The organism is Paenibacillus sp. FSL F4-0087 (assembly GCF_038020215.1).
Lineage (GTDB): Bacteria > Bacillota > Bacilli > Paenibacillales > Paenibacillaceae > Paenibacillus > Paenibacillus taichungensis.
Genome location: NZ_JBBODJ010000001.1, coordinates 4,190,705 through 4,213,795 on the forward strand (window position 1 = coordinate 4,190,705; position 23,091 = coordinate 4,213,795).

Annotated in this window: 16 protein-coding genes, 9 tRNA genes and 3 rRNA genes; 26 read left to right on the forward strand and 2 right to left on the reverse strand. The window is 47.4% G+C overall.

Going from position 1 to position 23,091, the window contains the following annotated elements; translation table 11 throughout:
• The first annotated feature begins 180 nt into the window (after positions 1 to 180).
• The 21 genes from MHB84_RS19310 (at position 181) to yajC (ending at position 16,266) form a co-directional block, all read left to right on the forward strand.
• Positions 181 to 1,806: a LysM peptidoglycan-binding domain-containing protein gene (locus MHB84_RS19310; RefSeq protein WP_076290766.1), complete on the forward strand. Its 1,626-nt coding sequence runs from the start codon at positions 181 to 183 to the stop codon at positions 1,804 to 1,806.
• Positions 1,807 to 2,313: 507 nt separating this feature from the next.
• A 16S ribosomal RNA gene (locus MHB84_RS19315) occupies positions 2,314 to 3,865 on the forward strand.
• Between the two features lie 243 nt (positions 3,866 to 4,108).
• A 23S ribosomal RNA gene (locus MHB84_RS19320) occupies positions 4,109 to 7,034 on the forward strand.
• 81 nt (positions 7,035 to 7,115) lie between these two features.
• Positions 7,116 to 7,232 (forward strand): 5S ribosomal RNA (rrf, locus tag MHB84_RS19325).
• Together the 16S, 23S and 5S rRNA genes with 9 tRNA genes alongside form the textbook arrangement of a ribosomal RNA operon.
• An 84-nt stretch (positions 7,233 to 7,316) precedes the next feature.
• Positions 7,317 to 7,392, forward strand: a tRNA-Asn gene (locus MHB84_RS19330).
• A 4-nt stretch (positions 7,393 to 7,396) separates the two neighbouring features.
• Positions 7,397 to 7,468 (forward strand) — tRNA-Glu (locus MHB84_RS19335).
• A gap of 9 nt (positions 7,469 to 7,477) precedes the next feature.
• Positions 7,478 to 7,553: transfer RNA gene (locus tag MHB84_RS19340), tRNA-Val, on the forward strand.
• A gap of 20 nt (positions 7,554 to 7,573) precedes the next feature.
• Positions 7,574 to 7,647, forward strand: a tRNA-Met gene (locus tag MHB84_RS19345).
• A gap of 27 nt (positions 7,648 to 7,674) precedes the next feature.
• A tRNA-Asp gene (locus tag MHB84_RS19350) sits at positions 7,675 to 7,752 on the forward strand.
• A 24-nt stretch (positions 7,753 to 7,776) separates the two neighbouring features.
• Positions 7,777 to 7,851, forward strand: a tRNA-Gly gene (locus MHB84_RS19355).
• Positions 7,852 to 7,857: 6 nt separating this feature from the next.
• Positions 7,858 to 7,934, forward strand: a tRNA-Arg gene (locus MHB84_RS19360).
• A 14-nt stretch (positions 7,935 to 7,948) separates the two neighbouring features.
• Positions 7,949 to 8,027: transfer RNA gene (locus MHB84_RS19365), tRNA-Leu, on the forward strand.
• A gap of 7 nt (positions 8,028 to 8,034) precedes the next feature.
• Positions 8,035 to 8,108: transfer RNA gene (locus MHB84_RS19370), tRNA-Pro, on the forward strand.
• 239 nt (positions 8,109 to 8,347) lie between these two features.
• On the forward strand, positions 8,348 to 9,040 hold the full coding sequence (locus tag MHB84_RS19375; RefSeq protein WP_076287740.1) for a BofC C-terminal domain-containing protein: 693 nt from the start codon (positions 8,348 to 8,350) through the stop codon (positions 9,038 to 9,040).
• 293 nt (positions 9,041 to 9,333) lie between these two features.
• A complete protein-coding gene (gene ruvC, locus MHB84_RS19380) occupies positions 9,334 to 9,837 on the forward strand; it encodes a crossover junction endodeoxyribonuclease RuvC (protein ID WP_053779097.1) in 504 nt (167 codons plus the stop codon).
• Positions 9,834 to 10,448, forward strand: coding sequence for a Holliday junction branch migration protein RuvA (gene ruvA, locus MHB84_RS19385; RefSeq protein WP_076287741.1), 615 nt, complete (start codon positions 9,834 to 9,836; stop codon positions 10,446 to 10,448). Before ruvC ends, ruvA begins: the two co-directional genes overlap by 4 nt.
• Positions 10,449 to 10,504: 56 nt before the next feature.
• On the forward strand, positions 10,505 to 11,515 hold the full coding sequence (ruvB, locus tag MHB84_RS19390; RefSeq protein WP_053779099.1) for a Holliday junction branch migration DNA helicase RuvB: 1,011 nt from the start codon (positions 10,505 to 10,507) through the stop codon (positions 11,513 to 11,515).
• A 51-nt stretch (positions 11,516 to 11,566) separates the two neighbouring features.
• Positions 11,567 to 13,669, forward strand: coding sequence for a SpoIID/LytB domain-containing protein (locus tag MHB84_RS19395; protein ID WP_076287742.1), 2,103 nt, complete (start codon positions 11,567 to 11,569; stop codon positions 13,667 to 13,669).
• Positions 13,670 to 13,676: 7 nt separating this feature from the next.
• Positions 13,677 to 14,705, forward strand: coding sequence for a tRNA preQ1(34) S-adenosylmethionine ribosyltransferase-isomerase QueA (gene queA / locus MHB84_RS19400; RefSeq protein WP_076287743.1), 1,029 nt, complete (start codon positions 13,677 to 13,679; stop codon positions 14,703 to 14,705).
• A gap of 45 nt (positions 14,706 to 14,750) precedes the next feature.
• Positions 14,751 to 15,887 (forward strand): tRNA guanosine(34) transglycosylase Tgt, encoded by a 1,137-nt coding sequence (gene tgt, locus MHB84_RS19405; protein ID WP_062325081.1) that lies wholly within the window; start codon positions 14,751 to 14,753, stop codon positions 15,885 to 15,887.
• Positions 15,888 to 15,954: 67 nt separating this feature from the next.
• On the forward strand, positions 15,955 to 16,266 hold the full coding sequence (gene yajC / locus MHB84_RS19410; RefSeq protein ID WP_063567705.1) for a preprotein translocase subunit YajC: 312 nt from the start codon (positions 15,955 to 15,957) through the stop codon (positions 16,264 to 16,266).
• A gap of 132 nt (positions 16,267 to 16,398) precedes the next feature.
• On the opposite strand, the gene MHB84_RS19415 is transcribed toward yajC, so the two are convergent.
• Entirely contained in the window at positions 16,399 to 16,791 is a 393-nt protein-coding gene (locus tag MHB84_RS19415; RefSeq protein WP_076287744.1) for a TIGR04086 family membrane protein, read from the reverse strand.
• Positions 16,792 to 17,019: 228 nt separating this feature from the next.
• Between MHB84_RS19415 and MHB84_RS19420 the strand changes: the two genes are divergently transcribed.
• The gene (locus tag MHB84_RS19420; RefSeq protein ID WP_076288259.1) at positions 17,020 to 17,736 is read left to right on the forward strand and encodes a DUF421 domain-containing protein; all 717 of its coding nucleotides are present in this window, start codon (positions 17,020 to 17,022) and stop codon (positions 17,734 to 17,736) included.
• Positions 17,737 to 17,739: 3 nt separating this feature from the next.
• Here MHB84_RS19420 and spoVB read toward each other — a convergent pair whose 3' ends face one another.
• A complete protein-coding gene (spoVB, locus tag MHB84_RS19425; protein ID WP_076287745.1) occupies positions 17,740 to 19,341 on the reverse strand; it encodes a stage V sporulation protein B in 1,602 nt (533 codons plus the stop codon).
• A gap of 223 nt (positions 19,342 to 19,564) precedes the next feature.
• Here spoVB and MHB84_RS19430 point away from each other — a divergent pair, with 223 nt between their 5' ends.
• The 4 genes from MHB84_RS19430 (at position 19,565) to MHB84_RS19445 (ending at position 23,083) form a co-directional block, all read left to right on the forward strand.
• A complete protein-coding gene (locus tag MHB84_RS19430; protein ID WP_175383441.1) occupies positions 19,565 to 19,804 on the forward strand; it encodes a post-transcriptional regulator in 240 nt (79 codons plus the stop codon).
• Positions 19,805 to 19,894: 90 nt separating this feature from the next.
• Positions 19,895 to 21,145 carry a protein translocase subunit SecD gene (secD, locus tag MHB84_RS19435; protein WP_076287746.1) on the forward strand — a complete coding sequence of 417 codons (1,251 nt, stop codon included), beginning with the start codon at positions 19,895 to 19,897 and terminating at the stop codon, positions 21,143 to 21,145.
• Positions 21,135 to 22,043 carry a protein translocase subunit SecF gene (secF, locus tag MHB84_RS19440; protein WP_076287747.1) on the forward strand — a complete coding sequence of 303 codons (909 nt, stop codon included), beginning with the start codon at positions 21,135 to 21,137 and terminating at the stop codon, positions 22,041 to 22,043. Before secD ends, secF begins: the two co-directional genes overlap by 11 nt.
• A gap of 74 nt (positions 22,044 to 22,117) precedes the next feature.
• Entirely contained in the window at positions 22,118 to 23,083 is a 966-nt protein-coding gene (locus MHB84_RS19445) for a cation diffusion facilitator family transporter (protein ID WP_076287748.1), read from the forward strand.
• The last annotated feature ends 8 nt before the right edge of the window (positions 23,084 to 23,091 follow it).

Here is a 23,091-nt window from a genome sequence, read left to right on the forward strand (position 1 = left end):
ATAGGGAAGCAGGAAGTCCTTCTTGTCTCAGAAACTCAGCATACCTGAAGTATGCGGTTTTTAGGGCGAGGAGGATTTTTTTTGCTTAGTTGATGTCATTGGCCCAATTTCTGCATAGGATGTAGTAACGGTATGGGCGGATGCACTGCCCAAGTATCACGTCTAGGAGGTTAGTTCCAAGTGAAAATACACATGGTGAAAAAAGGCGACACATTATATCTGCTGTCCCAAAAATATAATGTAGCGTTGGACAAAATTATCGCAGCTAATCCGCAAATTTCAAATCCTGACAAGTTGGAGATCGGCATGAAGGTCAAAATTCCTGCGGAGCCTGTAACACCAAAGCCAGAAGGCGTGTTGCACAGTCATAAAGTCCAGCAAGGCGATTCATTATGGAAGTTGTCACAGGCTTGGGGAGTTCCGTTGAAAGATATGATCAATGCGAACCCACAATTGAAAAATCCTAATGCTCTTCTTGTAGGGGAGACCGTGTACATTCCATCTGCGAATGCACCAGGGAACACGGCTTCAGAAAATGGTACATCACCCAATGTTGCTCATGAGAAGCTGTCTCCTGAAGGGAAGGAATACACGGGAGTTAAAGAAGAAACGGCTCCAGTCGTACCAGTAGTCCCAGTGCCTGTACCAGCACCTGTACCGGAAGTCTCCAATGCGGTTCCGGCTCCTGTACCTGCAAATCCGGTCCTACCTAATATCAAGCCAGAAGTGGAAGTGTTACCACAGTTACCTGAAATTCCTGAAGAGAAGCCGCAGAAGGAAGCTCAGAAGAAAGAAAATACCAAATCCGAAGTGCAATTAAAACCGATAACTGAAGCGCCGACGTATACGATGCCTAATATCTCACCTGAAGTCCTGCCTTTACCTGTAATACCTAACAACACGGAATGGCCTACAGAAGTAGCTCCTGCGACCAAAGCTCCATGTGGTTGCGGTAGTAAAATGCTGCATGCTCCTGCCGAGCATCCATATGCCCAAGTTCCTGTACCTGCACAAGAGGTATACACTACTCCACAAAACATGTATACGGCTGGGGCGAACGACAATGCTACATTCCCAGGTATACCTGAAGTGAGTCCGTACTCCATAGGTCATACATCCAACATGCCTTGGACCGGCACGGAGTATAATCATAACAACGTTATGCCGAACGTATCTGCTGAGATGCAGAACAACTCATATCCGATCGCTCCATCAGGTCAAGTGAACAGCCCATACCCTCCATTTGCAGCCAATGAGCATATGAACCACCAACCGCCTCATATTTCTCCCTACTCTATGCTTCCGTACCCGCCATGTGGATGTGGCAACCATCACATGCCCAACCATCAATACGCACATCCCTCACATAACTACCAGAACCCAGCGTGGGGCACATACAATCCTTATGGGATGCAACCTGAAATGACCACATCCATGATGCCTAATCAGCCATTGGAGTATGCCTATCAAAATCCATACCCTACTCAGAACATGGTGCCGCCGTCTCCATTAGGTGCATTTGGTGAACTGTATCCTCCACAAGGTAAGGGGGAAGGCAAAAAGGGTGGACGTGACGAGGCTAACTTAAGCCAGTCTTCTACAGAGAGTGAGACTGAGTTCAATCTGGATGCGAAGCCCAAACAAGCAGCCAAAACAGGAACTGCGAAACGCAGAACAGCCAAACCTGCTGCCAAAGCTAAATCTAAAGTATCTGTATCCGGGAAACAATCAAGAGAACGCACAGGGATAACCACTAAACGTAGTTCTGACAACAAAAAGCGTAGAAATCCCTGGATACAGCAATAACACTGTAAAGTAACGGAAAACCGTAAATCTTCAAAAGGTCGACTCTGAGAAGAGCCGGCCTTTTGAGTTTTTGTATGGAGAGTAGGGTAATCCTAATGCAGTATGGAAGTGTCACGCTTGTAAGGTTCTTTAGTAGATATCAAGAAAGAAAACTCTTAATGTGGACGGGATTGTTGGGGGAATAGAGCTCCAAATTCGCTAAAGTTTTTAGTGGGGGCACTGGGGGCTTAGAATCTATTAAAAGTTTTTTTGAAAAAACTATTGCATTGGTTTCATCAGTATGATATATTATTTAAGTCGCCGCTGAAACACAGCGCTGACAACGAAAAGAGTAACACAAACAAGTTTGATCTTTGAAAACTGAACAACGAGTGAGTAACGATCTTGCTTGCAAGATCGACGCTGAGAAATCGGTACACGTCTTCGGACTGTATGATTTTGAAGCAAAATAAATGAGATTTTTAATCTCGTCAGTTTCAAAATGAGCTTATCGCTCTTTTCAATACTTTATTGGAGAGTTTGATCCTGGCTCAGGACGAACGCTGGCGGCATGCCTAATACATGCAAGTCGAGCGGACTTGATGAGAAGCTTGCTTCTCTGATAGTTAGCGGCGGACGGGTGAGTAACACGTAGGCAACCTGCCCTCAAGTTTGGGACAACTACCGGAAACGGTAGCTAATACCGAATAGTTGTTTTCTTCTCCTGAAGAGAACTGGAAAGACGGAGCAATCTGTCACTTGGGGATGGGCCTGCGGCGCATTAGCTAGTTGGTGGGGTAACGGCTCACCAAGGCGACGATGCGTAGCCGACCTGAGAGGGTGATCGGCCACACTGGGACTGAGACACGGCCCAGACTCCTACGGGAGGCAGCAGTAGGGAATCTTCCGCAATGGGCGAAAGCCTGACGGAGCAATGCCGCGTGAGTGATGAAGGTTTTCGGATCGTAAAGCTCTGTTGCCAGGGAAGAACGCTTGGGAGAGTAACTGCTCTCAAGGTGACGGTACCTGAGAAGAAAGCCCCGGCTAACTACGTGCCAGCAGCCGCGGTAATACGTAGGGGGCAAGCGTTGTCCGGAATTATTGGGCGTAAAGCGCGCGCAGGCGGTCATTTAAGTCTGGTGTTTAATCCCGGGGCTCAACCCCGGATCGCACTGGAAACTGGGTGACTTGAGTGCAGAAGAGGAGAGTGGAATTCCACGTGTAGCGGTGAAATGCGTAGATATGTGGAGGAACACCAGTGGCGAAGGCGACTCTCTGGGCTGTAACTGACGCTGAGGCGCGAAAGCGTGGGGAGCAAACAGGATTAGATACCCTGGTAGTCCACGCCGTAAACGATGAGTGCTAGGTGTTAGGGGTTTCGATACCCTTGGTGCCGAAGTTAACACATTAAGCACTCCGCCTGGGGAGTACGGTCGCAAGACTGAAACTCAAAGGAATTGACGGGGACCCGCACAAGCAGTGGAGTATGTGGTTTAATTCGAAGCAACGCGAAGAACCTTACCAGGTCTTGACATCCCTCTGACCGGTACAGAGATGTACCTTTCCTTCGGGACAGAGGAGACAGGTGGTGCATGGTTGTCGTCAGCTCGTGTCGTGAGATGTTGGGTTAAGTCCCGCAACGAGCGCAACCCTTGATCTTAGTTGCCAGCATTTCGGATGGGCACTCTAAGGTGACTGCCGGTGACAAACCGGAGGAAGGTGGGGATGACGTCAAATCATCATGCCCCTTATGACCTGGGCTACACACGTACTACAATGGCCGGTACAACGGGCTGTGAAGCCGCGAGGTGGAACGAATCCTAAAAAGCCGGTCTCAGTTCGGATTGCAGGCTGCAACTCGCCTGCATGAAGTCGGAATTGCTAGTAATCGCGGATCAGCATGCCGCGGTGAATACGTTCCCGGGTCTTGTACACACCGCCCGTCACACCACGAGAGTTTATAACACCCGAAGTCGGTGGGGTAACCGCAAGGAGCCAGCCGCCGAAGGTGGGATAGATGATTGGGGTGAAGTCGTAACAAGGTAGCCGTATCGGAAGGTGCGGCTGGATCACCTCCTTTCTATGGAGAATCGTTTCCCGAGTGGAAACATTCAAAACCGCAGCTTAGCTGCAAAAACTACTCACTCGTTGCTCAGTTTTGAGAGCTCAAACTCTCAAACAGCTTGCTTTTGCATGGAGCTTGTTCTTTGAAAACTAGATATCGAAACGAAAATTGCGAATTAGAACATTCCTTTTTAAGCTGAACTTGTGTTAAACAAGTTTCAATAAAAACGGTAGATTGCATTTGCTCATCTGAGCAATTGGTTAAGCTACTAAGAGCACACGGAGGATGCCTAGGCGCTAGGAGCCGATGAAGGACGTGGCGAACAACGAAACTGCCTCGGGGAGCTGTAAGCAAGCTTTGATCCGGGGGTGTCCGAATGGGGAAACCCAGCTGGGGTAATTTCCAGTTACTCATAACTGAATACATAGGTTATGTAGAGGCATACCAGGGGAACTGAAACATCTAAGTACCTTGAGGAAGAGAAAACAATAGTGATTCCGTCAGTAGCGGCGAGCGAACGCGGAGAAGCCCAAACCAGAGAGCTTGCTCTTTGGGGTTGTGGGACATCTCACATGGAGTTACAAAGGAACCGGTTAAACGAAGAGGTCTGGAAAGGCCCGCCAAAGAAGGTAAAAGCCCTGTACTTGAAAGTTGGTTCTCTCCGAGATGTATCCCGAGTAGTGCGGGGCACGTGAAACCCCGTATGAATCCGGCAGGACCATCTGCCAAGGCTAAATACTTCCTAGCGACCGATAGTGAAGCAGTACCGTGAGGGAAAGGTGAAAAGCACCCCGGAAGGGGAGTGAAATAGAACCTGAAACCGTGTGCTTACAAAAAGTCAGAGCCCGTTTTAGGGGTGATGGCGTGCCTTTTGTAGAATGAACCGGCGAGTTACGTTCCCGTGCAAGGTTAAGGTGAAGAGCCGGAGCCGCAGCGAAAGCGAGTCTGAATAGGGCGACATAGTACGTGGACGTAGACCCGAAACCGGGTGATCTACCCCTGTCCAGGGTGAAGGTGCGGTAACACGCACTGGAGGCCCGAACCCACGCACGTTGAAAAGTGCGGGGATGAGGTGGGGGTAGCGGAGAAATTCCAATCGAACTCGGAGATAGCTGGTTCTCCCCGAAATAGCTTTAGGGCTAGCCTCGGAAAACAGAGTCGTGGAGGTAGAGCACTGATTGGGTGCGGGGCCCGCAAGGGTTACCAAGCTCAGTCAAACTCCGAATGCCATAGACTTACTTCCGGGAGTCAGACAGTGAGTGCTAAGATCCATTGTCAAAAGGGAAACAGCCCAGACCATCAGCTAAGGTCCCCAAGTGTGTGTTAAGTGGGAAAGGATGTGGAGTTGCACAGACAACCAGGATGTTGGCTTAGAAGCAGCCACCATTGAAAGAGTGCGTAATAGCTCACTGGTCGAGTGACTCTGCGCCGAAAATGTAACGGGGCTAAACACACCACCGAAGCTATGGCTTGATGCTTTGCATCAGGGGTAGGGGAGCGTTGTATAAGGGTTGAAGGTGTACCGTAAGGAGCGCTGGACATTATACAAGTGAGAATGCCGGTATGAGTAACGAAAAGATCAGTGAGAATCTGATCCGCCGAAAGCCTAAGGGTTCCTGAGGAAGGCTCGTCCGCTCAGGGTAAGTCGGGACCTAAGGCGAGGCCGAAAGGCGTAGTCGAAGGACAACAGGTCGAAATTCCTGTACCACCGTAAGCCGTTATGAGCAATGGGGGGACGCAGCAGGGTAGTGACGCGGACTGATGGATGTCCGTCTAAGCAGTGAGGCTGATGTGTAGGCAAATCCGCACATCGTAAGGCTAGACTGTGATGGGGAGCGAAAATTATAGTAGCGAAGGTCATGATCTCACACTGCCAAGAAAAGCCTCTAGCCAGGTGATGGTGCCCGTACCGCAAACCGACACAGGTAGGCGAGAAGAGAATTCTAAGGCGCGCGGAAGAACTCTCGTTAAGGAACTCGGCAAAATGACCCCGTAACTTCGGGAGAAGGGGTGCCCCGGTAGTGTGAATAGCACGAGGGGGCCGCAGTGAAAAGGCCCAAGCGACTGTTTAGCAAAAACACAGGTCTGTGCGAAGCCGTAAGGCGAAGTATACGGGCTGACGCCTGCCCGGTGCTGGAAGGTTAAGGGGAGCGGTTAGGAGCAATCCGAAGCTGTGAACCGAAGCCCCAGTAAACGGCGGCCGTAACTATAACGGTCCTAAGGTAGCGAAATTCCTTGTCAGGTAAATTCTGACCCGCACGAATGGCGTAACGACTTGGGCGCTGTCTCAACGAGAGATCCGGTGAAATTTTAATACCTGTGAAGATGCAGGTTACCCGCGACAAGACGGAAAGACCCCATGGAGCTTTACTGCAGCTTGATATTGAATTTGGGTACGATCTGTACAGGATAGGTGGGAGCCTTTGAAGCAGGAGCGCAAGCTTCTGTGGAGGCACCGTTGGGATACCACCCTGATCGTATCTAGGTTCTAACCTGGTACCGTAATCCGGTGCGGGGACAGTGTCAGGTGGGCAGTTTGACTGGGGCGGTCGCCTCCTAAAGAGTAACGGAGGCGCCCAAAGGTTCCCTCAGAATGGTTGGAAATCATTCGAAGAGTGCAAAGGCATAAGGGAGCTTGACTGCGAGACCTACAAGTCGAGCAGGGACGAAAGTCGGGCTTAGTGATCCGGTGGTACCGCATGGAAGGGCCATCGCTCAACGGATAAAAGCTACCCTGGGGATAACAGGCTTATCTCCCCCAAGAGTCCACATCGACGGGGAGGTTTGGCACCTCGATGTCGGCTCATCGCATCCTGGGGCTGAAGTAGGTCCCAAGGGTTGGGCTGTTCGCCCATTAAAGCGGTACGCGAGCTGGGTTCAGAACGTCGTGAGACAGTTCGGTCCCTATCTGTCGTGGGCGTAGGAAATTTGAGAGGAGCTGTCCTTAGTACGAGAGGACCGGGATGGACGTACCGCTGGTGTACCAGTTGTTCCGCCAGGAGCACCGCTGGGTAGCTATGTACGGAAGGGATAAGCGCTGAAAGCATCTAAGCGTGAAGCCCCCCTCAAGATGAGATTTCCCAGTATGTAAGACCCCTTGAAGACGACGAGGTAGATAGGCTGGGGGTGGAAGTGCAGCAATGCATGGAGCTGACCAGTACTAATCGGTCGAGGGCTTATCCAAATATGCAAGTTTTAAATCGCACATTTCGTTTCGGATCTAGTTTTCAGAGAACAAACTCTGAGATGTAAGCTAAGCTATGCGTTTGGTGGCGATGGCGGAGGGGTTCCACACGTACCCATCCCGAACACGACCGTTAAGCCCTCTAGCGCCGATGGTACTTGGACCGCAGGGTCCTGGGAGAGTAGGACGCCGCCAAGCGAACTCTTTCATCTTACATAGAAAACAGATTTTGTATGTTGATGTTGTACGATGAATTGCATTTGCACTGCAGATGCTTAGTATTCCCTGATAGCTCAGTTGGTAGAGCACTCGACTGTTAATCGAGTTGTCACAGGTTCGAGCCCTGTTCGGGGAGCCATTAAGGCCCGTTGGTCAAGGGGTTAAGACACCTCCCTTTCACGGAGGTAACAGGGGTTCGAATCCCCTACGGGTCATTTATACATGGAGGCTTAGCTCAGCTGGGAGAGCATCTGCCTTACAAGCAGAGGGTCGGGGGTTCGATCCCCTCAGCCTCCACCATATCATTTTTTGAATAACGACGCGGGGTGGAGCAGCCCGGTAGCTCGTCGGGCTCATAACCCGAAGGCCGCAGGTTCAAATCCTGCCCCCGCAATTATACTTTCTATCAAGAAAGTGATCTGGAACCGTGGTGTAGTTGGCCTAACATGCCTGCCTGTCACGCAGGAGATCGCGGGTTCGAATCCCGTCGGTTCCGCCATTTTTATATTTATTAATACCGTATGCGGAAGTGGCTCAGCGGTAGAGCATCGCCTTGCCAAGGCGAGGGTCGCGGGTTCGATTCCCGTCTTCCGCTCCAATATTTGCGCCCTTAGCTCAGCTGGATAGAGCGTTTGACTACGAATCAAAAGGCCGGGAGTTCGAATCTCTCAGGGCGCGCCATTACAACTTCATACGCCGGCGTGGCGGAATGGCAGACGCGCTCGACTCAAAATCGAGTGGGAAACCGTGGAGGTTCGAGTCCTCTCGCCGGTATATATAACGGGATGTAGCTCAGCTTGGTAGAGCACCTGGTTTGGGACCAGGGGGTCGCATGTTCAAATCGTGTCATCCCGATCTCAAAAAAGACGGATTATCTATTTATAGATAGTCCGTCTTTTTATTTATGTCTAAAAGTTGATTGTGTTTTAAGCAATCATGACCTCTTAATTCATGACAACCTTTAATAAGGAATAAATATAGCTTTCATCTTATTAGGCTCAAGCGTGGCGTATTGCTGGTGCCTTAGGTTAATTTTGCATAAAGCCCAGTGCTTTCGGTCACAATAGGTTTAAAAAGTGATAGAAGGGGTTCATGTGAACACGTTTAACTTCAAAAAACAATTCAAGAGACGCTGGCGCCGTTGGAAAAGAACAGTGTGGATGACTTCAGCGTTAGTTGCTGTAGCTATACTGGCTTACAGTGGTTTGCCGATTTCTTCTGCGATCGAGCGTTTACTCACGACCAATTTCAGTGAGGCTGTATCTGTAATGGGGCCTGCTGCGAGTGAACAAAGGTCTGAGCAAGAAATTCAGACTTTGATGGAACAACTTGGGCCTGATCCGGACCGTTTAACGAGTGTTGTATTGGAGACGCAATATATCTGTGGGGTAGAGACGGAACAATTAGGTAAGATGGCGATTCCTCAATTGAAGATGCTGCTCGTTCAACATCCGGATTGGGATGCTCAAGTTGAATCGGCAGAAGTTTTACACATTAAGCAACATGTGGATGATCTTTCTCCATTATGTAAAGAGCAGGCATATATTAGCATAGATGCTGTGGGTAATCTTAACCTGTATGAAGGACGGCCCACAGAAGAGAAAGTCATCCGTACTTTTTTTCAAATGGACGTAGGCACGTTGGAGACATCATTGCCTGAAGGTGTGTTGGAGCAGTTGCAGCAAGGTATTCGTATCCAGGACAAGGATGAGTATGATAGTGTAATCTCTACGTTCAGCGATTATGCGGTAGATGAGGCCAATAAAGAAATCCGTAATGGCGGATAAAAAAACAGGCTGATCTGCATTGAAATTTATTTGTTTACATCGCCTAGAGGAGAAGTTCCTAATCGTAGGATTCGCAGATTATACAACATACGAAGTGAACCGAAGGACATCGAAAGATGTCCTTTTTGTCGTTCCATGACTGAAACACCTGAATATAGGAGATTGCGATTGTAGGTTATACACGAATTCAGGCGAGTATATGAAAGGACAAAGTTTTTCCTGCCGTAGGGTCTATCTTTTGTTATAATGAAATGAACGATACATATGTTCGCTTTTGTAAGGGAGAGATGGATTTGCGTTTTTTGGGAATTGACCCGGGGATTGCGATTGTCGGTTTTGGTTTTGTGGATAAAATCGGCAGTAAGGTAACACCTGTACAATATGGCTGTATTCAGACAGAAGCTCACACCCCTGAAGAGGAACGGCTGCTTCATGTATATGAGGGTATGGTACAGCTGATTGATAAATATAAACCGGACGCAGTAGCGCTGGAGAAACTTTTTTTCAATCGTAACGTCACAACAGCGATGTCTGTAAGTCAGGCTAGAGGTGTCATGGTACTGGCTGCTGCCCAGAAGGGACTGCCTATAGCCGAGTATACGCCGATGCAGATTAAGCAGGCGATTGTGGGATACGGAAAAGCGGAAAAGCGGCAAGTGCAGGAGATGGTCAAAATGTTTTTGCGTTTACAGGTGATCCCGAAGCCGGATGACGTAGCAGATGCTTTGGCTGTAGCAGTGTGTCATGCACACTCATATACATTAAATTCCAAGTTGAATGAGGTATTGCGAAAATGATTGATTTTCTAAGAGGACAGTTCGTACATCTGGAGAATGAATATATTGTGCTTGATGTGCATGGCGTTGGTTATCGTGTATTCTGTCCGAATCCTTTTGCATTTGCGAAGCAAGAAGGCGAAATTATGGTGTATACCCATCACCATGTACGTGAAGATGCGATGTTGCTGTTTGGCTTTGCTACTCGTGAGGAACAGAAGTTATTTCGCAAGCTGATCGAGGTATCAGGTATTGGACCCAAAGTTGCTCTGGGTATACTCGCTGGCGGTACGCCGGACCATGTCGTGACGGCCATATATCAAGAGAATCTAACGTTCCTGACCAAACTGCCGGGGATTGGTAAGAAAACAGCGCAGCGCATGATACTGGACCTTAAGGACAAATTGGATGGTTTCGGTGCTGCCACGTATGCAACAGGTTTGTTTGCTCCTCCTTCGGAAGAAGCAGGAAGCGGCTCTGCCTGGGATGAGGCTCGTGAAGGACTTAAAGCGCTGGGGTATACCGACAGTGAACTGGATAAAGTTTGGCTCAAACTGAAGAAAGATGTTACTTCGGCCGATTCTGTTGATGTGTTGATGAAACGGGCACTGCAAATGCTGTTTACGGGATAAATTAATTTTGCCTCTATAATAGAGCAGTAAACCGCATAAAAAAGGTAGGGATGAACATGGATGACCGGATTATTTCCGCGAACCTGATGATGGAGGATCAAGCTGTGGAGCTTAGTCTTCGTCCTCGGTATTTAAATGAATATATCGGGCAAAACCAGGTCAAGGAGAATTTGAAAATATACATTGAAGCGGCTAAGATGCGTAATGAGGCGCTCGATCATGTGTTGTTATATGGACCGCCTGGACTTGGTAAAACAACACTTGCCAATATCATTGCCAATGAATTGGGTGTTAACTTACGCACAACATCGGGACCTGCGATTGAACGCCCAGGTGATCTAGCTGCATTGCTTACAAACCTGCAAGAAGGGGATGTCCTGTTTATTGACGAAATTCATCGCCTTCATCGGACGGTAGAAGAAGTGATGTATCCCGCCATGGAAGACTTCGCGTTGGATATTATGATCGGAAAAGGCCCAAGTGCCCGCTCCGTACGTCTTGATCTGCCATCCTTTACGCTGATTGGTGCTACAACCCGTGCAGGTTTGCTGTCTGCGCCTCTGAGAGATCGGTTTGGTGTTATCAGTCGGCTGGAGTTCTACACGGTGGATGAGCTGGCCTACATCGTCTCACGGGCCTCAGAGATTCTAGGGGTGGAGATTGTTGGTAATGCAGCAGAAGAGATCGCATTGCGCTCCCGTGGGACACCGAGGATTGCCAATCGATTGCTGAAAAGAGTGCGTGACTTTGCCCAGGTACGGGGTGATGGTATTATCACACAGGCTCTAGCGGAAGAAGCGCTGCAACGTCTTCAGATTGATCCGCGTGGTCTGGACGAGATCGATCACAAGATGCTCAAATCAATGATTAACAGTTTCCGGGGAGGCCCTGTGGGTCTGGATACGATTGCCGCTACGATTGGTGAGGAGAGTCAGACCATTGAGGATGTCTACGAGCCGTATCTATTGCAGATTGGCATGCTTCAACGCACACCGAGGGGCAGAATTGTAACGGACCTGGCCTATCATCATCTGGGCTTGCCAGTTCCACCGAGAGACGCCAAATAATTTTGATTATATATCAGTGAGATTCATCTTAATATACAACTTGGGACAAACATGGAGAGGAGACTGATCGTGAAAGCAACACAAACAAAGAAGTGGAGTCGGCGTTTGAAGGTATTGGCCGCAGCTCTGCTGACGGTAGGATGCCTGCAAGTGCCGGTTTATGCCGCTGAAAGTGATGGGCAGATAATCCGGGTTGCTATGTTTGCGAACCTGGGAAGTACGTATAAATCGACTACACCACTGATTACGCTTGAGTCGAGTGGGAAATGGAATATCGGTTCGGAGCGCGGGGCAAGTATAACTCTTCCGGCAGGACAAATCCGTTTCAGTGCGGACGGATTCCGCGTCAAAGTGTTGGAAACAGGGGATTTCAAAACGGCGGCAGCAGCCGCAAAATTGTTGCAGGCCACTAGTGATAAACCGTTGTTGTTTACAACTTCTTTAAATGGTAAAGCGACCTATCAGCTCTACACAGGAAACTATGCAACAGAAGCGTTGGCTGGTCAAGCGGTAGCCCGTGTACAAAAAGTGGCTGCAGCCCAACTAGGCGGACAAAAACCAGCGGTAACAGGCAGCAAGCGTCTGTCTGCAGGAGTATACAGTTCACTTCAAGAGGCCGAAGCGGCACAAGCATCTTTTGCATCGGCAGGAGTTAGTTCCTATACGGTGCTTCAACTGGATGGAGGCAGTCAAGGCTATGCTGTATGGGTGGGTGAGGCCTCATCAGAAGCTGATTTGTCTGCATTCAAGAAGAGTGTGGAGGCCAGTGTTCCAGGAGTAAGTCTATCACCGGTAAACAGTAATAGTGCTGCTCTTATCATCCGCCAGGATGCTGGGTTAAGCACGGATACACTTAAAGTAGCCCCGCATTACACTATTGTCCGCAGTGAAGCTAAAGCCTTTGTACAAGGAGACGGCAGTGGAATCAAAGTGGTGGAACGTTCCGGACGGACGTATCGCGGTGACATGGAAATTAGCATTGTAAACGGCGATTTGGCTTTGGTTAATGTAGTTCCACTGGAGCAATATTTATACTCTGTTGTTGGTGCAGAAGTGTATTCATCCTGGCCAGCAGAAGCGCTGAAAGTACAAGCTGTCGCTGCTCGCTCTTATGCGCTTCAACAGGGAGATCGTTTTAAAATTGCCAATGTTGTGGATACCACGCTCAGTCAGGCTTACAACGGAATGGGTTCAGAGAATGATAAAGTCTCCAGTGCGGTTGACGCCACCTCTGGAGAAGTCATCAAGAGCGGTGGTAAAATCGTAGAAGCCGTATTCTCTTCCAATGCAGGCGGACAGACTGCACATCCATCCGAAGTATGGAATGGAGGCGGGGATGTGTTCAGTAATGTGGACAGCCAGGGAGATACATCAGCCCAAGCTGGATTACAGACATGGTATCATGTGCTGTTGAGTACAGGAGTCAGCGGATATATCCGCGAGGATAATGTAAAAGAATTAACGACCAAAACAGATGCGGGTTTAGCCAAAGTGACGGTTACTGCCCAAAATACCAATGTGCGTCCCGTTCCGTTAATTCAATCCAATGTTGAACCGGTAGCGAAAATAAATCCAGGCAACGAAGCTGTTGTTCTGGCCAAAGTGCCGCAGTCCAATGATTATGCTTGGGTAAGAGGACCATTCACGTCAGCCCAGTTGGTTAAAACCCTACAGGGTAAAACGACTTCAACTGTTCCATCTTCGATCTCAACGCTCGAAGTGACCAAGCGCGGGCCATCAGGAAGAGCACTTGAAGTTACAGCCAACGGCCAGCCTATGACGGTAAAATATGCAGATACCTACCGCTCTGCTTTAGGTGGATTACCTAGTACTTTATTTGATATTGCAGGGACCGGAAGTTATACTGTATTAGGCGCTGACGGCAAAACAGCAAGTAAAACCGGCTCACAGGGTGCTGCTGTACTATCTGCCTCGGGCACAGGAACTTCATCCAGTAATGCACTTGTGGTTATGAGTGGTGATGGTCAAGCTCGAGCTGTAACTCAGGGCCAAAGCTTCATGATCATCGGTCAGGGTAATGGGCACGGATTAGGCTTGTCCCAATGGGGTGCCAAAGGTATGGCAGATGAAGGGTATGATTACCAGGCAATATTGAAACACTATTATCAAAATGTGACTATTGTTAAGGAATGAATCTAATATGAATGTGAACTTATATGATTTTGAATTGCCGGAGCAATTAATTGCACAGACGCCACTGCTTGACCGCACGGCGTCCCGGCTGCTTACCTTAAATAAGGAAAATGGTGAGGTTAACCATCACACGTTTCCTGATATTATCGACTTCCTTCAGCCTGGAGATACACTGGTGCTGAATGATACACGTGTTCTTCCAGCGCGTTTGTTTGGAACCAAAGAGGACACCGGGGCAAAGGCGGAAGTACTTCTGCTCAAAAACGTAGAGGGCGATCGTTGGGAAGCTCTGGTTAAACCAGGCAAGAAGCTGAAAGCTGGTTCGGTCATCGTTTTTAGTGACGAGATCAAGGCAGTCATTGATGAGGAAGGCGAAATGGGTGCGCGTTTGCTTACGTTCTCCTATGATGGAATCTTTCAAGAGATTCTGGATCGTCTGGGTGAAATGCCGCTGCCTCCTTATATCAGAGAGACGCTGGATGACCGTGAAAGGTATCAAACGGTATATGCGAAACATGAAGGATCCGCCGCTGCGCCGACAGCAGGATTACATTTTACAGAAGAACTGCTGAATCGGATTCGGGATAAAGGCGTTAATGTAGCTTTCATCACGCTTCACGTTGGACTCGGAACATTTCGGCCTATGTCAGTTGACAAAGTTGAAGAGCATGTTATGCATGAGGAATATTACTCTTTGTCACAAGAGACAGCGGATCTAATTAATGAAACGAAAAAACGTGGCAACCGTATATTTGCTGTAGGAACGACAAGTTGTCGAACACTTGAAACGGTTGGAAGCAAGTTTGAAGACGGGCAGTTGCAAGAAAGCAGCGGCTGGACCAAAATCTTTATCTATCCGGGATATACGTTCAAAGTGATCGACGGGATGCTTACGAATTTTCATCTTCCCAAATCCACATTGGTCATGCTGGTCAGTGCGCTTGCGGGTAGAGAACAAATCATGCATGCATATGAGGAAGCAATTAAAGAACAGTACCGTTTCTTCAGCTTTGGCGATGCTATGTTGATTTATTGAGAAGTGAAGGTATTACGATTAATTTTTAGAGGATGATTAAAACCAATGGCAGCAATTACGTACGAACATATCAAAACCTGTAAACAATCCGGAGCCCGTTTGGGACGTGTACATACACCTCACGGTATTATTGAGACACCAACCTTTATGCCTGTAGGAACACAGGCGACGGTGAAGACGATGAGTCCCGAAGAGTTGAAAGAAATGGATGCTCAGATCATTTTGAGCAACACGTACCACCTGTTTCTGAGACCCGGACATGAAATTATTCGTCAGGCAGGCGGCCTGCACAAATTTATGAACTGGGATCGCCCGATTTTGACTGACAGTGGCGGGTTCCAAGTGTTTTCTCTGAGTGAGATGCGCAAAATTACGGAGGAAGGCGTTAACTTCCGCTCCCATCTAAACGGAGATAAAAAATTCCTCTCGCCTGAAGTGGCAATGGAAATCCAGAATGCACTGGGCTCCGATATTATGATGGCATTTGATGAGTGTCCGCCGTATCCGGCTGAGTATGAATATGTAAAAAAATCACTTGAAAGAACGAGCCGCTGGGCAGAACGTTGTCTGGAAAGTCATGCTCGTCCGAATGATCAAGGGCTGTTTGCCATCGTACAGGGAGGCATGCATGAAGATCTTCGTCGCCAAAGCGCGGCAGATTTGACTTCCATGGATTTCCCGGGTTATGCTATTGGTGGACTGAGTGTTGGAGAACCGAAACATTTGATGTATGGCGTATTGGATTACACCGTTCCTTTGTTGCCGTCCAATAAACCACGCTATTTAATGGGTGTAGGTTCACCCGATGCATTGATTGAGGGATCGATTCGCGGAGTGGACATGTTCGATTGTGTTTTGCCTACCCGAATTGCCCGTAACGGAACAACGATGACCAGCCAAGGACGTCTGGTAGTTCGTAATGCCAAGTTTGCAACCGATTTTGGGCCACTAGACCCTGAATGTGATTGCTATACTTGTCGTAACTATTCAAGAGCCTATTTGCGTCATTTAATCAAAGCGGATGAAACGTTTGGCTTACGTTTGACGACCATCCACAATCTTCATTTCTTGCAGAATTTGATGCGCAATGTGCGTAAAGCCATAATGGAAGATCGTTTGCTTGATTTCCGGGATGAATTTTTCGATCAATATGGTCTTCATGACAATGACAAAGGTTTCTGATCAGGTTTTTTGCGGAACCGAAGTAACAAGTATTATCTGTACGTATAGTCGATAAGGGGGAGTTTGAATGTTCCAAGCATTACCAGCTACAACCGCTAATGCTGGCGGTGGAATTGTATCTTTGATTGTACCTTTGGTACTCATGGTTGCAATTTTTTACTTCTTGATGATTCGTCCACAGAACAAAAAACAAAAGCAACGTAATTCCATGTTAGGACAATTGAAAAAAGGCGATAAAATTGTTACAATCGGCGGTCTTCACGGAACGATTGCTGAAATCACAGACGATGTGGTTGTATTGCGTGTAAACGATGTTACTAAACTGACATTCGATCGTAATGCAATTAGCAGTGCAGTTGCACGTGAAACGGCTGAATAGACCATAGATGTTTAAAAGCCTGTAAGGCTATGAGTACGTTTGCAGCGTATTTTTCACTATCAGAGAACTGGATCTCTTTGGAGACCCGGTTCTCTTTTTCTTTTTTACTTATAACCGTTACACCCCGATCTTCTATGATCTTCGTGTGTTGACTCCAAATATGCCGCCTAGTGCAGAAATCAGGAATGCACTTGCAAGCTGCAGACTGTCTTTCCAATTGAATGAGGCATCAAGTGCCAGAAACCCAATCAGCAATACGATTAGTCCGTAGACGATTCCGGTAATACCTCCGTGGTACCAGCCTCGCTCACCTGACCTCTTGCCAGATACAAATCCACCAACCAGTAAAGACAAGCCATGGACAACATAAGTATACAGGGAAAGATCCTGTTCCCGCATTCCGGTCATCCAGAGAAAGAAGGATAGGATCAGTGCGCCTAACATCATCCACACAAAAGCATGACAGAGGCCCGAAAGAACTGGGTTAGACATTCGAAATGAAACCATTCGGCGAATCAACTGCATGAAGCAACCCCCTTGTACAAGTTTGAAATTAATACAGTGTATGGTCAAGCCTTCCTACTTATGAACTGAATTTTCCATTAAATGAACAGTTTATATTTGCATGAGCATGTAAGCTTCAGGTCAAAATAGGGATTACGCTTCAGGTACCTGTATAAAATTCAGATCCGAAGGAGGAACCCTGTTGTGAATTTCTCAGATGTCGGAGCACATATTTTTCGAACCATACTCATGTATTTTATTGTTTATGCTTCTATCCGGATCATGGGTAAACGTGAGATTGGAAAGCTGTCCATGTTTGATTTGGTCGTATCTATCATGCTTGCAGAAATTGCGGCATTTGTCATCGAAGATATCAATAAGCCGTTATTCCATGGTATTGTACCGATGCTGACGGTACTGGTAGTACAGATTGCCATAGCTTTTCTCAGTCTCAAGAGCCGGAAGCTGCGGCTGATGATTGATGGCAAGCCGACCGTGTTAATTTCCAAAGGTAAATTGCATCGAGATGAGATGCGCAAGCAGCGTTACAATCTGGACGATTTGCTGCAGCAACTTCGCGAACAGAATGTAGACAGCATTGGTGAAGTTGACTTCGCCATATTGGAGACGACAGGCAAGCTGACTGTTTTTTCAAAAGGGCAGAGTTCTTCAGACGGTAATAGCGGCTCATCAGGTACTGGTTCGACAGGATTTAATTCCAAACAAAAAGCAAGAAAAAATAAAATAGATGGGTTTGAAAATATCAAATATGAAGGGCTGCCATTGCCTTTGATCATGGATGGCAAAGTTCAGGATCAGAACCTTGAACTGATTCAGAAAACGAGATTTTGGCTTAAAAATCAGATCCAGCAAAAAGGTATTACGGACTTCAAAGATGTGTTTATCTGTTCCATCGATCATAACGAGAAAGTTTATGTAAGTTCCAAAGATGACAAAGATAACTGACGTCTAAGAACGACGTTTAAACCAGGAACCAATAATGGGAGCACGGGAAAGATCGTGAAAATCAATCATTTTGGTCCAGCCCATAACAATGAAATAAACGATTAGACCAACAAGGGGCGCGAGAAGCATTCTGATCCAAAATGGAAGCAAAGATGCAGTCTGTTCATATATGACCAGAGTAGCGGCGCCCATGATAACCATACCAGTGCCCGTTTTGACCCAATCCATTACCTTGAAACGGAACTGTAAAAGGTTGCGTACACTTCTTGCATGTAAAAGGGTAACGACCGTTGAATTCACACAAATGGCAATCACCGCACCAAATATACCGTATTCTGGTCGGGAGGCGAGTACCAAAATCAATGTGATTTTGATGACAGCACCAATAAATGTATTGAGCAGTGCCTTTCCCGGACGATCCAATGCTTGAAGGGCGGCTTGAAGAGGAGCTTGAATGTAGATAAACAAAGCAAAAGGAGCCATGAGCTTAAGCATGCTTCCAATCGATGCATCATTATACAGAACAAGACACATCGGTTCGGCAAGCACATACATAAAAACAGAAAATGGAGCACCTGTTACAAGTGCTAGCCGCAGCGCCTGATGCATCCGTTTATGTATGAGCGCACGGTCACCTTGAGCCGAGGCCTCAGACAATGAAGGGACAAGTGACGTGGCTAGCGAGGACGTTAATGCTCCCGGCAGTAGAAGTAGCGGTATAATCATGCCTTGTAATGCACCATACTGGGCCGTGGCGAGCCCTTTGGAGATACCTGCAATAGCTAGACTCTGTGCGGTTACAATCGTCTCAGCGAGATAGGAGAGGGAACCAACTAATCGCCCGGCAGTTACAGGTACAGAGATCGCGAGTAAACGACGAAGAAGTCCAGGTTCTGAGCCAATTGAGTTTTTTGAAATAGCAGGTTTGGGTTCGATTGGAGATTCGAGTATGGGCAGATGTTGATCCATATATTTCTTCTGCCTAGCATAGTTCCATAGTAATACAAGCATACCGACGAATTCTCCGACGAGTGCTCCAAGCATGGCTCCTGCAGCAGCTTGAGCAATTCCTCGGGGTAAGAGGAGCCAGGAAAACCAGATCACACAGATAATACGAATGACCGTTTCTACGATAGATGAAACAGCCGTAGGCATCATGTTTTGCTTTCCCTGGAAATATCCTCTGTAGACTGCAGATACGGCGATGATGGCAATCATAGGGCTCATGCTGACAAACGTGTGATAGACCCTCTCATCGGTCAGCACATAACGGGTGACCCATGGAGCGAAGATAATGCACAAAAACATAAACACAACGCCAAGGGTCAGTGTGAAGCTCAGGCTGATTTGAAGAATTCGCTGGGGTGAATAACGGTTGGCACCTGTATCCGCTTCGGCTACGAGCTTGGCTACAGCCAATGGAATACCGCCAGTGATTAATGTGACGAGTACGATGAAAAAGGGATAGCTCAGTTGGTAGATGCCAACTCCTTCTGCACCGATAACCCGTGGCAGCGCAATGCGCGGGATGAACCCGAGAATCCGATTAATGATGCCTGCGGCGAGCAGGATCATGGCTCCCTGGATAAATGTCTGTTTCTTCAAGACTACCCCTCTTTCCCGGTTGGAGTACAGATATTCATAAACGGGACAAAGCCGTCGTTCTTCATCCTATGCCAGTCCAATATCTTCTCATGACAACTTGGACACGATTAACAAAAAGATCCATCACCAGCAAGAAGGAATATGATCGGGTAAAGTCGAATGATGTAATATTGATGCCGCATAAAGGCTTGGATGTATGAAGGGAGGCTCCCCGTTGGAAGAAATGAATGATGTGGAGTTGGAACAGTCTATAGAGATGCTCTGCCGTAGCAAAGCAGAGGAACTAAGGCTTGTCGGTTACGAATATGTCACCAGCAAAGATGTCTGGAATTGCATCAGTCATAAATATGAAAAGCAGGGCATTCCACCGCTTCACCAACTGGTGAACGACATATTGTCACTGAAAGCAACAAGCTTTATGAACTTTATGACCGTGTCTGCATACCGGGGGTCCTCTTTCTAGCGAAAGGGATCTTTTTTGTTGGAAATTGACTGCTTTTTACGGCATCGCTATAATGGGAATATTGAGAACGAAAGGGGATCTAGGAACGGCATGAAAAGAATCGTCAGTTTCATTTTGGTCGTGCTTGTGACCGCAGGAGTAATGTTGGGCACAAGTCCAGGGCTGCTCAAAAATATACGCTTGGGCCTCGATTTAAAAGGAGGCTACGAGATCTTATATGAAGCAGAGCCGCTGGAACAAGGACAACAAGTCACCAAAGCATCTTTGGTGCAAACAGCAAAAAGTCTGGAGAGCCGTGCCAATGCGCTCGGAACAAGCGAGCCGGAAGTAACAACTGAAGGAACAAACCGGATCCGTTTGAAGCTGGCCGGGGTTACCGACGAGGCTGAAGTCAGAGCCAAAATGAAAGAACCTGCTGTCATGACCTTCCGCAGTAAAGCTGAGAATGACAAAGAAGGCGAATACACGAAAATCGAGCTTCGGGGAAATGAGTTCGTGGAGAATGGTGCCAAAGTAGTATTCAGCCAGTTGAACGCACCGATGATCGATATCCAGGTTAAAGACAAAGCGAAGTTTGCTGAAATTACCAAACGTTTGATTGGACAACCCTTGGCCATCTATCTGGATGATCAGCTGTTATCCGCTCCAACCGTGCAGCAGCAGCTGAGTGATGGCTCTGCACAGATCACGGGTAACTACTCACGTGAGGAAGCCAATCAGCTTCGCGATACCATTAATTTGGGCGCGTTGCCGTTGAAACTGACAGAGAAGTACTCTCAAAGCGTTGGTGCAACGCTTGGTAAACTATCTCTGGACCAGACGATTAAAGCGGGATTAATTGGTTCCGTGATTATCCTGGTGTTCATGATTGGTCTGTACCGTATTCCGGGGATTATTGCGAGCTTTGCCCTGATTACACATACATGGCTGGTACTTGCAATCTTCTATATGGGAGAATTCGTACTTACCCTTCCGGGTATCGCGGCATTTATCCTGGGTATAGGGATGGCCGTGGATGCCAACATCATCACGTACGAGCGGATCAAGGAAGAAATGCGCAGTGGCAAGTCGATATTGTCTTCGGTTAAAGCAGGAGGTAAACATTCCTTCCGTACAATTATCGACTCCAACATCACAACGATCATTGCCGCTTCAGTTATGTTCTTCATGGGTACAGGTGCGGTTAAAGGTTTCGCACTCGTGCTGATTTTTGACATCGTGACCAGCATTATCACGAATATTTTCTTCTCCCGCTTCCTGTTGACCCTGCTTGTGCGGGCTAACGTGTTGAAGAAGCCTAAGTACTTCGGAGTGAAGGAGAGTGAAATTCGTGCGCTTTAATTGGAATTTTGATTATGTTAAAGGCAGTAAAATTGCCTATGCCTTTTCCATCATTCTGACGATTGCAGGGATCATCAGTATTTTGGCCCTGGGATTGAATTATGCGGTAGATTTCCGTTCGGGTTCTAATGTAGATATTACGGTGTCTAAAGCCATCACAACGGAACAAATTAAGCCCATTGTTAGTGATCTTGGTGTTGACACAAAAGATGTTCATATTACACCTGGTGCTGATCGGGTTAACGTTCGTTTCTCGAACGTACTGGATGAAACTCAGGAAAGTAAGTTTAAGCAAGAGTTCACCAAGCTGGATACAACCGCTTCTTATGAAGTCAACACGGTTGACCCGGAGATGGCTAAAGAACTTGAACGCAATGCCATATACGCGGTTCTTATCGCAAGTATCGGGATTATGATCTATGTAGCCATCCGATTTGAATGGCGGTTTGGTTTGGCTGCTGTAATTGCGCTCTTCCATGATGCATTTGTAGTGATTAGTGTGTTCTCGATCTTCCGACTGGAAGTGAATTTGACCTTCATTACGGCTGTACTGACCATTGTCGGATTCTCGATCAATGATACAATCGTTATCTTCGACCGGATTCGAGAGAATATGCGTTTTGCTAAAAAGACTTCGAAAGCCGATTTGCGTGAAGTAGTCAACCGCAGTTTGGCCCAAACGATGACACGTTCCCTGAATACAACATTCACCGTGTTTGTCGCTTCGCTCTGCTTGTTTATTTTTGGTGGAGAATCCATTCGCATGTTCTCACTTGCTATGGTCATCGGAACATTGTTCGGTGCATATTCTTCGATCTATATCGCCGCTCCATTGTGGCTGGCGCTCAAAGGTAAACAAACAGAGAAACCTAAAGCAGCTGTCAAAGCATCCAACTAAACATTGTATTGTGAAGCCGCGTCTGCCAGGCGCGGTTTTGCAACTTTAGGTAGAGTATTAAGGGGGGCATCGCCATGACCAGAGAACGTTTCCCTTCTGTTCACGCTGCCACGTGGAGCGGGATCGCCGGGAATTTGACACTTGCAGTAATTAAGGCTGGGTTCGGTTATATGGCAAACAGCAAATCGTTGCTTGCAGACGGCCTGCACTCTGCTTCAGAAGCTGCTTCTTCATTGTCCGGCCTCTTTCCCTCGAAGTCTGTACAAACAAAAAGAAAGGCTCGTAGGGAGCGGTCAAAGGAACATTCACGTATCGCGAGACCTGGAATTTCGGTATTATTATCTGTGCTTATCCTTATGGGAGGTTTGCAGATCGCCATCTCCGCTTTGGGTAGTCTGTCCGGAGATGTACCAGAATCGCTTGAGAAATATACTCATGCACTTGTGGTAGCTTTTGCAGCATTAGCTGTGAAAGAAGCAATCTTTCAATATCAATACCGATATTTCCGTAAACGAAATCAATCGCAGGCTCTAGCTTATGCACAGCAGCATCGTCGTGCACTCTACTGTTCGCTTATCGTCTTGGTCGGTATTGTAGGTTCCATGACAGGAGAAACGATGGGGTGGAGTATTCTTCGATATATGGATCCCGCAGCTGCATTGATCGCTTCCTGTTTTGTGCTTCACAAAGGCTACAGAATGATTGTGGATACCGTATATGGTTCACTTGTTCAGGAATTGGAACAGGAAGAAGCACTTGACTTCAAAGAGACGGTGCAGCGTGTATATGGCATTATTACGATTGAACATCTGGTAGCACGTGAACAGGAACATGATGTTACAATTGAACTGGTCATTAGTGTGAACCCTAGAATTTCCGTGCTTGAGGCACAAGAGATTGCGAATCGGGCGAAGACACTTCTCTTAACTCGTTTCAGTCATGTGAAAGAAGTACAGATCCAGGCTGTACCTTATGATCCTGGATATCCTTATAAATCCAATCATGAACTGCCAGATCCTGAAGCGACATTAATTCAGTAATGAAGCTT